At 71.1% G+C, this 13,397-nt stretch carries 9 protein-coding genes; 8 read left to right on the top strand and 1 reads right to left on the bottom strand.

Features of this window, described 5'->3' with window-relative positions; translation table 11 throughout:
• Positions 1 to 62: 62 nt before the first annotated feature.
• From ABT154_RS20415 to ABT154_RS20390, 6 genes are all read left to right on the top strand, one after another.
• Positions 63 to 2,135: a glycogen debranching N-terminal domain-containing protein gene (locus ABT154_RS20415; RefSeq protein WP_351858240.1), complete on the top strand. Its 2,073-nt coding sequence runs from the start codon at positions 63 to 65 to the stop codon at positions 2,133 to 2,135.
• Positions 2,136 to 2,244: 109 nt separating this feature from the next.
• The gene (locus ABT154_RS20410; protein WP_351858239.1) at positions 2,245 to 3,084 is read left to right on the top strand and encodes an NUDIX hydrolase; all 840 of its coding nucleotides are present in this window, start codon (positions 2,245 to 2,247) and stop codon (positions 3,082 to 3,084) included.
• Between the two features lie 122 nt (positions 3,085 to 3,206).
• Positions 3,207 to 5,036: an ATP-binding cassette domain-containing protein gene (locus ABT154_RS20405; protein ID WP_351858238.1), complete on the top strand. Its 1,830-nt coding sequence runs from the start codon at positions 3,207 to 3,209 to the stop codon at positions 5,034 to 5,036.
• A gap of 160 nt (positions 5,037 to 5,196) precedes the next feature.
• The gene (locus ABT154_RS20400) at positions 5,197 to 6,084 is read left to right on the top strand and encodes a FadR/GntR family transcriptional regulator (protein ID WP_351858237.1); all 888 of its coding nucleotides are present in this window, start codon (positions 5,197 to 5,199) and stop codon (positions 6,082 to 6,084) included.
• A gap of 377 nt (positions 6,085 to 6,461) precedes the next feature.
• The gene (locus ABT154_RS20395) at positions 6,462 to 8,009 is read left to right on the top strand and encodes an RNA polymerase sigma factor (protein WP_351858236.1); all 1,548 of its coding nucleotides are present in this window, start codon (positions 6,462 to 6,464) and stop codon (positions 8,007 to 8,009) included.
• Between the two features lie 154 nt (positions 8,010 to 8,163).
• Positions 8,164 to 8,982 carry a S1 family serine peptidase gene (locus ABT154_RS20390; RefSeq protein ID WP_351858235.1) on the top strand — a complete coding sequence of 273 codons (819 nt, stop codon included), beginning with the start codon at positions 8,164 to 8,166 and terminating at the stop codon, positions 8,980 to 8,982.
• A gap of 126 nt (positions 8,983 to 9,108) precedes the next feature.
• Here ABT154_RS20390 and ABT154_RS20385 read toward each other — a convergent pair whose 3' ends face one another.
• On the bottom strand, positions 9,109 to 9,339 hold the full coding sequence (locus ABT154_RS20385; RefSeq protein WP_030211728.1) for a DUF7455 domain-containing protein: 231 nt from the start codon (positions 9,337 to 9,339) through the stop codon (positions 9,109 to 9,111).
• 432 nt (positions 9,340 to 9,771) lie between these two features.
• Between ABT154_RS20385 and ABT154_RS20380 the strand changes: the two genes are divergently transcribed.
• The gene (locus tag ABT154_RS20380) at positions 9,772 to 11,889 is read left to right on the top strand and encodes a DNA gyrase/topoisomerase IV subunit B (RefSeq protein ID WP_351858234.1); all 2,118 of its coding nucleotides are present in this window, start codon (positions 9,772 to 9,774) and stop codon (positions 11,887 to 11,889) included.
• Positions 11,890 to 11,986: 97 nt separating this feature from the next.
• On the top strand, positions 11,987 to 13,201 hold the full coding sequence (locus ABT154_RS20375; protein WP_351858233.1) for a sensor histidine kinase: 1,215 nt from the start codon (positions 11,987 to 11,989) through the stop codon (positions 13,199 to 13,201).
• The last annotated feature ends 196 nt before the right edge of the window (positions 13,202 to 13,397 follow it).

Here is a 13,397-nt window from a genome sequence, read left to right as displayed (position 1 = left end):
GAACCCTCCCGCCGACACCCCGCCGGCCGCCCGGTTCGCACAGAGAGCACCCCGTACCCGCCATGGCCCTCAGCCCCGCCCCGGCCCCCGGCCGCCCCACTGGTCATCTCCTCGGTTTCCCGCCCGGACGTCCTTCGGGCCCCGGCGCCGCGCCGCCCCGCGCGGCGCCCCCGGCGGAACTCCCTTCGGTGCACGGTGCGCTCCTCTGCGTCGCCCTGCCCGCCCTCGCCGTCTGTGCAGAGCACGGCCAGCTCACCGGCGAGGGCCCCGAAGGCGTGTACGCGGCGGGCAGAAGGCTTCTGTCCAGATGCCTTCTGCGGGTGGCGGGGCGTGAGCCGGTCGCCCTTCAGGGGCGTATGGCGACGGCGGACCGGGCGGTCTTCCTCGGGGTCGTCCGTGTCCCAGGAGAAACGGGTCCCGACCCCGGAATCACCGTCGAGCGTACCCGGAGCGCCGACGGAACCGAGCGGATCACACTGCGGAGCGCCGCCGTCCGTACCTTCCGGGTCCCCGTGGAAATCGCTCTGGGGACGGATCTCACGGACCTGGGGGCGGTGGCGTCGGGCCGCCCCGGACCCGAACTGCCCGCGACCGTCCACGGAACCGGTCTGCGCTGGACCGGAGCCGACGGGCGATCCGTCGCCGTCACGGCGGACCCGCCGCCCATGGACGCCCTGGCGGCAGCCGGAGTCCTGCGCTGGGAGGTGGAACTGGCCCCGGGAGCCACGTTCACGATCCAGCTGCGGATACGAGGCGACTCGCCCGGCCGACCTGCCACCGCGTGGGCCGGCCCCGGAAGGCCCGGCGGGCATCTCCTCGCGGAAGCCAGCGCCGAGTGTGATGACCCGCGCCCCGGGGAGTTGTTGCGGACGTCGGTGGAGGATTTGCGGGCCCTGCTCCAGCGGGACCCCGGGCACCCCGCTGACGTCCATCTTGCGGCGGGAGTCCCCTGGCGCTGCGGATCGGTCACCGCCGAGGCGCTCTGGGCCGCGCGGATGGCTCTCCCGCTGGGCACCCGACTCGCCGCCACCACCCTGCGCGCCCTCGGCCGCACCCAACTCTCCGGTGACGGACCCGAGTCCGGACGCATCCCCGGCCCGCTCAGGGACGCGGGGCCGCTCCTCCCGCCCCGCTGTACAGGCGTCGAGTCCACCCTCGCCTTTCCCACCGTGCTCGCCGAGGCCCGCCGTTGGGGGCTGCCGTCCGCGGACCTGGAGGAACTCCTGCCGGTGGCGGAACGCTGCCTCGGCTGGTTGCGCCGAGTGGCGGAAGGAAGCGGGCTCGTGCCGGACCCGGGACCCACCGGACCTTGGCGGGCCGAGACCCAGGCGCACGCGCATCGCGCGGCCCTCCTCGGCGCGGACCTGCTCGACGCCTGCGGCAGACCCGGCGCAGACGCGCTGCGTGACGCGGCGGGCAGACTGCGCGAGCGCTTCCGCCGCGAGTTCTGGCGCGACGATCCGGCAGGGGGCCGCCCCGCCATCGCCCGCTCACCCGACGGCAGGGCCCGGCCCCAGTTGGGCGGTTGGGCCGCACACCTGCTGGACACCGGACTGCTCGGCGGCGGGCTGCACGCCCAGGGCCTCCTGGACGGGGCGGAGACCGGTCAGGTGGCGAGACTGCTGGGCACCCCTGCCCTCGACTCGGGCTGGGGCCTGCGCGGTCTCGGCACCAAGGAGCCGGGCTACAACCCCTTCGGCCACCGGGCCGGGGCGGTGCGGGTGCACGAGACGGCGGTCGCCGTGGCCGGACTTGCCGCCTCCGGCCACGAGAAGGAGGCCGCGGCCCTCCTGTCCGGGCTGCTCGACGCGGCGCAGGCCTTCGACCATCGACTGCCCGAGATGTACGCGGGGGAGCAGCGGACGGCGGGTGGACGGCCCGTGCCGCACCCGGCCGCGTGCAGGCCGGCGGCCGTCGCGGCCGCCGGAGCGGTGCACGCCCTGCTCGCCCTCGCCGGAATCCGGCCCGACGCGCCGGGCCGGTCCGTGTCGGCGCACCCGATGCGGTCGGCCCCGCTGGGAACGATCAGGTTCTCGGGCCTCGTGGTCGCGGGGGAGCCGTTCGCCGTGCGGGTCGGCAGACTCGGTCTCGGTATGGTCGAGGAGGCCGCAGCGGGCCTTCAGCTGGGGGTGTGACGGGATGCCGGGCGCAGACACGAGGGAAGCCTCGCGGCGCGGTGAGGAAGTGGTTGCCGATGCTTCCGCGGGGCGTGTTTATCGTCAGGAAGACGACTATGATCGCGGCATGCCTCCCTACGACCCGTCGGCCTTTCCACCCTTCGCCGTCACCGTCGATCTGGTCGTGCTCACCGTGCGGCGCCATGCGCTCTGCACCTTGGTCGTACGTAGAGGGGAAGCGCCGTACCAGGGGCGCTGGGCACTGCCCGGGGGCTTCGTGCGCGAGGAGGAGGACCTCGGCGCGGCGGCGGCGCGCGAGCTGGTCGAAGAGACCGGTCTCCGCGCCCATGACCCTGCCGCTCCCACCCCCGTACCGAGCAACGGCGCTCATCTCGAACAGCTAGCCACGTACGGGGCGCCCGACCGCGACCCGCGCATGCGGGTGGTGAGCGTCGCGCACCTCGCCCTCGCCCCGGATCTTCCGGCGCCGAGGGCCGGCGGGGACGCGAACAGCGCCCGCTGGGCTCCCGTGGAGGAACTGCTCGGCGCAGACGCGCTCGCCGGGGCGGCCGGGGGCGGCGCGGGAGCCGGAGCCGGCATGGGAGCAGAGGCCGAAGGTTGGGCCGGGATCGGAGCCGGTGGAGAAGGTCCGGACGCGCTGGCCTTCGACCACTCCCGGATCCTCGCCGACGGGGTGGAGCGGGCGCGCTCCAAGATCGAGTACTCCTCGCTCGCCACCGCCTTCTGCCCGCCGGAGTTCACGGTCGGAGAGCTGCGACGCGTCTACGAGGCCGTTTGGGGCGTGGCCCTGGACCCGCGCAACTTCCACCGGAAGGTGACCGGCACGCCCGGCTTCCTCGTTCCGGCCGGTGGCACCACGACCCGTCAGGGCGGGCGCCCCGCCCAGCTCTTCCGGGCAGGTGGGGCCACCCTTCTCAACCCGCCGATGCTGCGCCCCGAGGTCTGACGGGCGACCGCATCCGGCACCCCCGAGTGGCAGCCCTGCGCCGAAAGTCCGAAATGTAGCGTTATCTTGCTGCGGTAGCGCCGCCCTGCCGCGGAGCGGTGTCACCTACCGCGAGAGAAGCGATGCTCCAGGCAATCGGACTGACCAGCACCCCCCGCCGCGATCGCCCGCCCGCCGTGGACGATCTGACCTTCGAGGCCCGGCCGGGTGCCGTGACGGCTCTCCTCGGCTCCGCGGGCTCCGGCAAGACCACGGCCCTCCGGCTCATGCTCGAACTCGAGCCGGGCCGTGGTATCACGTACTTCCGGGGGCGGCCACTGCACCGCATCGCCCACCCCCCGCGCGAGGTCGGCGTGCTCCTCGGCGACATCCCCGGACATCCCTCCCGCACGCTCCGGGGGCAGCTCCGGATGCTCTGCGCCGCCACGGGAGTTCCCGCCTCGCGGGCCGAGGAACTGGTGCGGACCGTGGGCCTCGCCGGTCTGGAGCACCGACGGATCGGCACCCTCCCGATCGGCGCGGACCGTCGACTCGGTTTCGCCTCCGCCCTGTTGGGCGCCCCCCACACTCTCCTGCTCGACGAGCCGGGCGCCGGCCTCTCCGTATCCGAGAGCGCGTGGCTGTACGAGCGCCTGCGCGCCCACGCGGCCGGAGGGGGGACGGTCCTCTACAGCACGGCGGACCCCAAGGACGCGGCCCGCAACGCCGACCGGGTCGTCACGATCGACGGCGGCCGACTCCTCGCCGACCAGGACGTCACCGAGTTCGCCCGCACCCGGCTGCGCCCCCGTGTGGCCGTGCGGACTCCCCAGGCCGCGAGGCTCGCCGCCGCCGTGACCCAGGAGGCCAGGGCGGCCCGGCGCCCCGTGGAGGTCGTCGCGGAGGAGGGTAACCGGCTCTCCGTCTACGGGACCGACTGCGCGGCGGTCGGCGACACGGCGTTCCGCCACGGTGTGCCGATCCACCGGCTCACCGCCGAGACGGGTGACATGGGCCCCCGCCGACCCTCTCCCGCCACGGCCGACTCCGGAGCGCTCGCCCTCGATCCGCCCCACTCGGGTGCCGTCGCTACCTCGGTCTCCGGGCCGCCGACCACGGAAACGAGGTCGGCACCCGGAGAGGCCCCTGTGGCCGTGGCCCTCGACGCGCCGGAGGTGACGCCCCGCGCCCGGCGTCCGGCCCGCTCACCCTTGCGCCCGCTCCGGTATGAGCTGCATCGGCTCCTGGGCGTGCCGTCCACGCCGCTCGTCGTCGGCGTCGTCGTGCTCGCGTCCGTGACGATTGCCCTGCTGCTCGGCCGGGGCGGTCGCGTCGCGCTGCCCGCCGTTCTGGCGGGCTGGCCGGCGATCTCCCCACTGCCGCCCTCGGCTCTCGGGGCGGGGCTGCTCGGCGCCTTCTCCTTCGGCGAGGAGTACCGCTATCCCGCGCTCACCACGGGACGGGGGGCCGTGCCCCGACGGCCCGGCCTGCTGCTGGCCAAACTCATGGTGGCCGCGACCGTGGCGCTGGTGCTGGGGACACTCGTCGTGGTGGTCGATCTGGAGGTGCTGCGGTTGGTCTACGGACCCGAGTTGATCTCCGTACCGAAGAACTGGCCGACTCTTTGCGCGAGTTGGCTGGGACTCCTCGTCGGCTGCGCCTGGGCAGGGGTGCTCGGTGCGGGGGTGTTCCGTGCCGCGGCGGCCGGAGTGGCCGCGGTGCTCGCGGTGCCGGTCGCCTTCGTGCCACTGCTGCAGAAGGTGCTGTCGGGGCCGTCGGCGCGGTCGGCCGCCGGACTCCCGGCGCGGTTGCGTGAGTTCGCCGGGCCTCAGTGGTCCCCGGTCGTGGACCGTTGGCTGACGGGGGTGCTACGGGTGCTCGGGCAGCCCGCCGGGGTGGCGCTTTCGCTCACGTTGACGGGGCTGTTCTGTGCCTATGTGTTCACGGGCCTTCGTCGTAGGGCCCGTTGGTGACCGAGCATGGACCGAAACGTTCCGCTTCAAGGTCAACTCCCTTGAGGTTTGCGAAGTATGTCTGATTGATCGTCAATTGTGTAGGGGGTGCCGATCACCCTTTCGTGTGCTTTTCACCAAAGACCTCAAGGGTCACGGGGGCAACGCCGACAAAGGATGCGTGAGTACCCTTGCGCACACCACGATGACCGCCGCCCGCTCCGTCGACTCCGGCCTCGGCGCCCCGGGCGATCTCGACCGCTACCCCTACGCCGAGGCGCCCGCCGCCGGCCGCGTGGGCCCGCCCTCCTGGGAAGGGGTGGATACGGACCTGGGCCGCGTCGGCCGCCGGAGCAACGGCAGCCGGGGGCGCGGGCTGCACGGCCAGCTCGTCCAGCAGCTCGGCCAGATGATCGTCTCCGGGGACCTCGGTGCCGACCGCCCGCTCGTCCCCGAGGAGATCGGCCAGCGGTTCGAGGTCTCCCGCACCGTCGTGCGCGAGTCCCTGCGAGTCCTGGAGGCCAAGGGTCTCGTCAGCGCCCGTCCGAACGTCGGCACCCGGGTCAGGCCCGTCAGCGACTGGAACCTGCTCGATCCGGACATCATCGAGTGGCGTGCCTTCGGCCCCCAGCGCGACGACCAGCGCCGCGAGCTCAACGAGCTGCGCTGGACGATCGAGCCCCTGGCCGCCCGCCTCGCTGCCGGACACGGTCGTGAGGACGTCCAGCAGCGCCTCTCCGACATGGTCGAGATCATGGGCCACGCCTTCGCGCAGGGGGACGGGATCACCTTCTCCAGGGCCGACGCGGAGTTCCACTCCCTGCTCATCCAGCTCGCCGGGAACCGGATGCTGGAGCACCTCTCCGGGATCGTCGCCGCCGCACTCCAGGTCTCCGGCGGGCCCGTCACGGGCTGCGACCGGCCGAGCGAGGCCTCCCTCTCGCACCACGCCCGGATCGTGGACGCGCTTGCCGCAGGGGACGCCCACGGAGCGGAGTCGGCCATGCGCCAGCTGCTCACGGTCCACCCCGAGGTGGAGCGCGTCGTTCCCGCCCCCCGCGAACACTGACGCACGGGCCGTGGCTGGGAGTACGCAGGCGCGGGCATCGCGCGCCGCCGGGTCCGAGCGGCACCCGGGGAACCCTGAGGGTTCCCCGGGTGCCGCCAGGATTCCGGCGGCGGGAATGTACGCTGATCTACTCCTCTGCGTCGTTTTGCCGCACATGGGGTGTGACTCGGGCCACGAAGATTGGGCGTAACACTCCTCCGAGCCATGCGATGACGTAAGAGGTGATGGTCGAGGAAGGAATACAGCAGCCGATGGAGGCGCTGTGCAGTTCCCCGGTCCAGCCCGCGCCGTCGGCACACTCCCCGTCGACGGTCGTCGGCTCCAGCCCCATCCAGGGCGGGGCCGGAAGCCGTTTCCATCGTTCCGAGAGGTTGTTCGTGTCGGCCAGCACATCCCGTACGCTCCCGCCGGAGATCGCCGAGTCCGAGTCTGTGATGGCGCTCATCGAGCGGGGAAAGGCTGATGGGCAGATCGCCGGCGATGACGTGCGTCGGGCCTTCGAGGCTGACCAGATTCCGCCAACCCAGTGGAAGAATGTTCTGCGCAGCCTCAATCAGATCCTCGAGGAAGAGGGTGTGACGCTGATGGTCAGTGCAGCGGAGTCGCCGAAGCGCGCCCGCAAGAGCGTCGCAGCGAAGAGCCCGGTCAAGCGCACCGCCACCAAGACCGTCACCGCCAGGACGACCGTGACGAAGACCACCGTCTCGGCCGCAACGGCCGGCGCGGCCGTGGGCGAGGACCCGGCCGACGAGGCCGGTTCGCCCGCCAAGAAGGCGGCCGCGAAGAAGACCGTCGCCAAGAAGACCGTCGCCAAGAAGACCGTCGCCAAGAAGACCGCGGCCAAGAAGACCGCGTCCAAGAAGGACGCCGACGAACTCGCCGAGGGCGAAGAGCTCCTTGAGGACGTCGCGCCCGGTAAGGGCGAGGAGGAGGAGACCGAGGGCGAGAGCAAGGGCTTCGTCCTGTCCGACGAGGACGAGGACGACGCTCCGGCGCAGCAGGTCGCCGTCGCCGGTGCCACCGCCGACCCGGTCAAGGACTACCTGAAGCAGATCGGCAAGGTCCCGCTCCTCAACGCCGAGCAGGAGGTCGAGCTCGCCAAGCGCATCGAGGCCGGCCTGTTCGCCGAGGACAAGCTCGCGAACTCGGACAAGCTCGCTCCGAAGCTCAAGCGCGAGCTGGAGATCATCGCCGAGGACGGCCGCCGCGCCAAGAACCACCTCCTGGAGGCCAACCTCCGTCTGGTGGTCTCCCTGGCCAAGCGCTACACCGGCCGCGGCATGCTCTTCCTGGACCTGATCCAGGAGGGCAACCTCGGTCTGATCCGCGCTGTCGAGAAGTTCGACTACACCAAGGGCTACAAGTTCTCCACGTACGCCACCTGGTGGATCCGTCAGGCGATCACCCGCGCCATGGCCGACCAGGCCCGCACCATCCGTATCCCGGTGCACATGGTCGAGGTCATCAACAAGCTGGCGCGCGTCCAGCGCCAGATGCTCCAGGACCTGGGCCGTGAGCCCACCCCGGAGGAGCTGGCCAAGGAGCTCGACATGACCCCTGAGAAGGTCATCGAGGTCCAGAAGTACGGCCGTGAGCCGATCTCCCTCCACACCCCGCTGGGTGAGGATGGCGACAGCGAGTTCGGCGACCTGATCGAGGACTCCGAGGCGGTCGTCCCGGCCGACGCGGTGAGCTTCACGCTCCTCCAGGAGCAGCTGCACTCCGTTCTCGACACGCTCTCCGAGCGTGAGGCGGGCGTCGTCTCGATGCGCTTCGGCCTCACCGACGGCCAGCCGAAGACGCTGGACGAGATCGGCAAGGTCTACGGCGTGACGCGTGAGCGGATCCGTCAGATCGAGTCGAAGACGATGTCGAAGCTGCGCCATCCGTCGCGTTCGCAGGTGCTGCGCGACTACCTCGACTGATCCGCACGCCTCGCTGACGCGAGGCGCGGAGAGGTACGCGGAAGGGCCCGGTTCCCCGAGGGGGAGCCGGGCCCTCCGGCTGTGCGCGGGTGCACAGGGGCGGCGCGTGATGGACTCTGGGTGAACCGACATCACCGGAGAGTCAGGAGGCTTCATGCGTGGTTCCCTCACCCGAGCATTGACGGGTGCCCTGGGCCTGATCGCAGCGGCGGCGGGGCAGCTGGCCACCGCCGCCCCCGTGGTCGCGGACAGCGTCGTGGTGGGTGGCCGCCAGGTCCAGATCGGGGACGCGCCGTGGGTCGTGGCGCTGTCCAGCCGTGACCGGTTCGGTGGTACGCGCGCGGGGCAGTTCTGCGGGGGCGTGGTCGTCGCCCCGGACAAGGTGCTCACGGCGGCCCACTGCGTGGGCCGTGAGGCGCTCGGAGGCGAGCCCTGGGAGGTGCGTGACTTCGTCGTCATCGCGGGCCGGGCGGCACTGAGCGGGCAGGGCGGGCGGGAGATGCGGATCTCGGACACCTGGGTGAACCCCGACTACGACCCGACGAGCAATTCGGGGGATCTTGCGGTGCTGACCCTGGTGAGCGCGCTGCCGCAGTCGTACGTGATCGGCGTCGCCCGTGCCGCAGACACGGCGGAGGCCGCGGGGACCGAGGCGGATGTCTACGGCTGGGGCGACACGACCGGCAACGGGGCCTATGCCTCCGCGCTCCGGACGGCACGGGTGCAGGTGCTGCCGGATACGGCGTGCCGGCGGGCGTACCCGGGTGGCTTCGGTGTCGCGTACCGGAACGACACGATGCTTTGCGCGGGCGACCCGCAGGGCGGCAAGGACGCGTGCCAGGGGGACAGCGGGGGCCCTTTGGTGGCCAAGGGGCTCCTCGTGGGCCTGGTGTCCTGGGGCAGCGGCTGCGGACAGGCGGAGAACCCGGGCGTCTACACGCGCGTATCGGCGGTGCTGCCGGCCCACTTCTGACGGGGCCGAAGTCCCGGTCCTCGCGGAGGGTACGAGAACGGGCGGCCACCCCCCTGGGATTGCGGGGATGGCCGCCCGCCGTCCGGTCTCAGTGGCCGGATCTGGGCTCGTCGTGGATGCGAGGCGTCAGTGCTCGTCGCCCACAGTGCGCGCCGGCACGTCCGTCAGCCGGTCCGTCTCATCCTGTATCTCAACGGCGATCTTCTTGAGTTCCGGCTCGAACTTGCGGCCGTGGTGGGCGCAGAAGAGCAAGTCACCTCCGCTGGTCAGGACGACACGCAGGTATGCCTGGGCGCCGCAGCGGTCGCAGCGGTCAGCGGCCGTCAGGGGGCTCGCGGGGGTCAGAACAGTAGTCACGTCGCCTCTTCTCTAGCTCGACGAGCTGTCGTACCAGGGTCAACATCCAACCAGGCCGAAAACGTTCCCGCTCGCGGCTTTTCCTTGAAACTTCTTCCTAGGTGGCTGTTTGCTGCCGGTTGGCGGCGAATGAGCCGTATTGCGTCGCTCTACGGATTTCGCGTTGCTTGTGTCGGTTAGCCCTCCCGGCGTGGTTGCCGGTTGTTGATGAGGACGTGCCCGGAGCCTAAATGGTTCATGCCTGGAAGGGAACGTGATGTTCGCGTCACCCCATCGAGGGATCGAACATCCATGCGACCCTGGACTAGCATGAGGAAACGGGGAGGGTGGCGTTACAACGGCTCTACCAGGCATCGGTACCCTCTGACCCGTGACCGACGCCGGGCCTTACCCCATCGGGCCCGATTTCAAATTCAGCGAGGAGCGAACCGCGTGACCGCCGAAACGTCCGTGCCGTCCAGTGCAGTGCTGACCGCAGACCGTGACGGTTCCAACTACACCGCGCGGCACCTGCTCGTACTCGAAGGGCTCGAAGCGGTCCGCAAGCGCCCCGGCATGTACATCGGGTCCACCGACAGCCGCGGTCTGATGCACTGCATCTGGGAGATCATCGACAACTCGGTCGACGAGGCCCTGGGTGGCTACTGCGACCACATCGATGTCATCCTCCACGACGACGGCTCCGTCGAGGTCCGGGACAACGGCCGGGGCATCCCCGTCGACGTCGAGCCGAAGACCGGACTCTCCGGGGTCGAGGTCGTCATGACCAAGCTGCACGCCGGCGGTAAGTTCGGCGGCGGGTCGTACGCGGCCTCCGGCGGTCTGCACGGCGTCGGCGCCTCGGTGGTCAACGCCCTGTCGGCCCGCCTCGACGTCGAGGTCGACCGGAACAGCGCCACGCACACGATCAGCTTCCGCCGTGGTGTCCCGGGCATCTTCACGGAGCAGGGCCCCGACAGCCCCTTCGACCCGGGCAACGGCCTCCGCAAGGGCAAGCGCGTCCCCAAGACCCGCACCGGCACGCGCGTCCGCTACTGGGCGGACCGGCAGATCTTCCTCAAGGACGCCAAGCTGTCGCTGGAGACGCTGCACCAGCGTGCCCGGCAGACCGCCTTCCTCGTGCCTGGCCTCACCATCGTCGTCCGTGACGAGCGAGACCTCGCGGGGATCGGCAAGAGCGAGGAGACCTTCCGCTTCGACGGCGGTATCAGCGAGTTCTGTGAGTACCTCGCGCAGGACAAGGCCGTCTGCGACATCCAGCGGCTCACCGGGCAGGGCACCTTCAAGGAGACCGTCCCCGTCCTCGACGAGCGCGGTCACATGACCCCGACCGAGGTCACCCGTGAGCTCGCCGTCGACGTCGCCCTGCGCTGGGGCACCGGTTACGACACCACGGTCAAGTCCTTCGTCAACATCATCGCCACCCCCAAGGGCGGCACCCACGTCTCCGGCTTCGAACAGGCCATCACCAAGACGGTGAACGAAGTGTTGCGCTCGGCCAAGATGCTGCGCGTCGCCGAGGACGACGTCGTCAAGGACGACGCCCTTGAGGGGCTCACGGCCGTCGTGACCGTCCGCCTCGCCGAGCCCCAGTTCGAGGGCCAGACCAAGGAGGTCCTCGGCACGTCCGCCGCCCGGCGGATCGTGGCGAACGTGGTCGCCAAGGAACTCAAGGCGTTCCTCACCTCGACCAAGCGGGACGCCAAGGCGCAGGCCCGCGCCGTGCTGGACAAGGCCGTCGCCGCCGCGCGCACCCGGATCGCGGCGCGCCAGCACAAGGAGGCGCAGCGCCGGAAGACCGCGCTCGAGTCCTCCTCGCTGCCGGCCAAGCTCGCCGACTGCCGGAGCGACGACGTGGAGCGCAGCGAGCTCTTCATCGTCGAGGGGGACTCCGCTCTCGGTACGGCCAAGCTGGCCCGGAACAGCGAGTTCCAGGCCCTGCTGCCGATCCGCGGCAAGATCCTCAACGTTCAGAAGTCGTCCGTCTCGGACATGCTCAAGAACGCCGAGTGCGGCGCGATCATCCAGGTCATAGGAGCGGGCTCGGGCCGTACCTTCGACATCGACGCGGCCCGCTACGGAAAGATCGTCCTCCTGGTCGACGCCGACGTCGACGGCGCGCACATCCGCTGCCTGCTGCTGACGCTCTTCCAGCGCTACATGCGGCCCATGGTCGAGGCCGGCCGGGTCTTCGCCGCCGTGCCCCCGCTGCACCGGATCGAGCTCGTCCAGCCCAAGAAGGGCCAGGACAAGTACGTCTACACCTACTCGGACAACGAGCTGCGGCAGACCCTGCTGGAGTTCCAGCGGAAGGGCGTCCGCTACAAGGACTCCATCCAGCGGTACAAGGGTCTGGGCGAGATGGACGCCGACCAGCTGGCGGAGACGACGATGGACCCGCGCCACCGCACCCTGCGCCGGATCAACATCGGTGACCTGGACGCGGCGGAGCAGGTCTTCGACCTCCTCATGGGCAATGACGTGGCGCCCCGTAAGGAGTTCATCACCGGCTCGGCGGCGACCCTCGACCGCTCGCGCATCGACGCCTGAGGCTCTCCACCCGTGGGTGGAGCCGGACGCTCCACCCACGGGTCGATCACAGCGTCTCCGACTCTCCGTAGCATTGGGGTGACGGAGGGGGACGGACATGGAGGAGACGCGCGGCCTGGCGCGAGCGGGGAGTGGGGCAGCTCTGGGGGGTTCCTGGGGAGCCTGGCCTTCACGAGAGGCGCTCACCCGCCTGGGAGTGCCCCGGGGACGGATCGTCCTCGACTACTTCATGATCGCCGGCCTGAGTGTGCTGGTGCTGACCGGCTGTTACACCTCGGGGGCGTTCCACGGCTGGTACGTGCCCGTGCCTCCGGTCGGGTTCGGACTCTGTGTGGTCGCGGCCCTGCGCTATCACCACACGACCCTCGATCATCGAGTGGCGGCGTCGCTGGGGCTCCTCTCGGTGATAGCCCTCTGCGGCCTGGGGGCCTACGCGGCCGGTGCCCCGACGTCCGCCACCGTGCTGTGGATAGTCGTCTCGGTCATGGCCATGGAGCGGCTGCCGCTCCCGATGGGCCTGGCCACCGTGGCAGTGCTCGTCACCGGCTTCGTGGAGGCCGATGAGACCGGGGTGCTCGGAGCCGGCATCACCACCGTGGCCGTACTCCTCGCGGGCTACTCGCTACGGTTGGACGCCCAGGCGCGGGGTGCGGGGTTCCAGCTGCTCGCCCAGGAGCGACTCGCCCGCGAGGCGGAGGCCGAATCGGCAGCGCTTGCCGAGCGGGCCAGGATCGCCCGCGAGATACATGACGTGCTCGCCCACAGCCTCTCCGCGCAGATGGTGCACCTGGAGGTCGCACGGCTCCAGATCGAGTCGGGGGCGGAGCGCGCGGAGATCCTCAAGCTCGTGACCTCGGCCCGCGCCATGGCGCGGGAGGGCCTGGCCGAGACCCGGCACGCGTTGTCGGCGCTGCGCGGCGACATGGTGCCCGTCGAGGACTATCTGCGGGAGTTGGCACGGGAGGGCCGGGCTCAGGTCGACGTCACCGGCCGACGCCGCGACCTGCCCGCCGAGGCCTCCCAGGCGGTACGACGCGTCGCGCAGGAAGCCCTCACCAATGTCCTCAAGCACGCCCCGGGGGCCCGGACGCGGATCCGGCTCGCCTATGAGACGGGCCAGGTCTCTCTGGAGATAAGCGACTCCGGGCCGCCGCCGACGGCCGAGGACGGCAGGGACGGGCACGGGCTTGGTTCCTCGGGCTCCGGATACGGGCTGCGTGGCATGAGGGAACGGGCCGAGTTGCTCGGTGGCAGCCTGGACGCGGGACCCGAGGGCCCGGGGTTCGCGGTGCGGCTGCGAGTGCCGGCATGAGCGCCCCGGGGAGGGGCGAGGGCCATCACCGGGAAGGCCGGCCGGCCGAGGTGAATCTTCCGGCTGGGAGAGGACTGTCGGCCGAGGAGAGCCTGCCGGGTGAGGAGGGCGTGGCTGTCGGGGAGGTCGTGCTGGTTCAGGGAGGGCCGGCCGATGGGGAGGGGCTGATGGTTCGGGAGGGAGTGTTGGGGGCGGA

It is taken from the genome of Streptomyces sp. NPDC001728, from assembly GCF_040297565.1.
GTDB lineage: Bacteria > Actinomycetota > Actinomycetes > Streptomycetales > Streptomycetaceae > Streptomyces.
Note: the sequence above shows the minus strand (reverse complement) of the source record. Positions and strands in the feature narration are given on the sequence as shown.

Excerpts from the sequence above, each read along its gene's own strand:
- ABT154_RS20415 (WP_351858240.1), top strand. The coding sequence starts at position 63 with ATGGCCCTCAGCCCCGCCCCGGCCCCCGGCCGCCCCACTGGTCATCTC.
- ABT154_RS20410 (WP_351858239.1), top strand. The coding sequence starts at position 2,245 with ATGCCTCCCTACGACCCGTCGGCCTTTCCACCCTTCGCCGTCACCGTC.
- ABT154_RS20405 (WP_351858238.1), top strand. The coding sequence starts at position 3,207 with ATGCTCCAGGCAATCGGACTGACCAGCACCCCCCGCCGCGATCGCCCG.
- ABT154_RS20390 (WP_351858235.1), top strand. The coding sequence starts at position 8,164 with ATGCGTGGTTCCCTCACCCGAGCATTGACGGGTGCCCTGGGCCTGATC.
- ABT154_RS20375 (WP_351858233.1), top strand. The coding sequence starts at position 11,987 with ATGGAGGAGACGCGCGGCCTGGCGCGAGCGGGGAGTGGGGCAGCTCTG.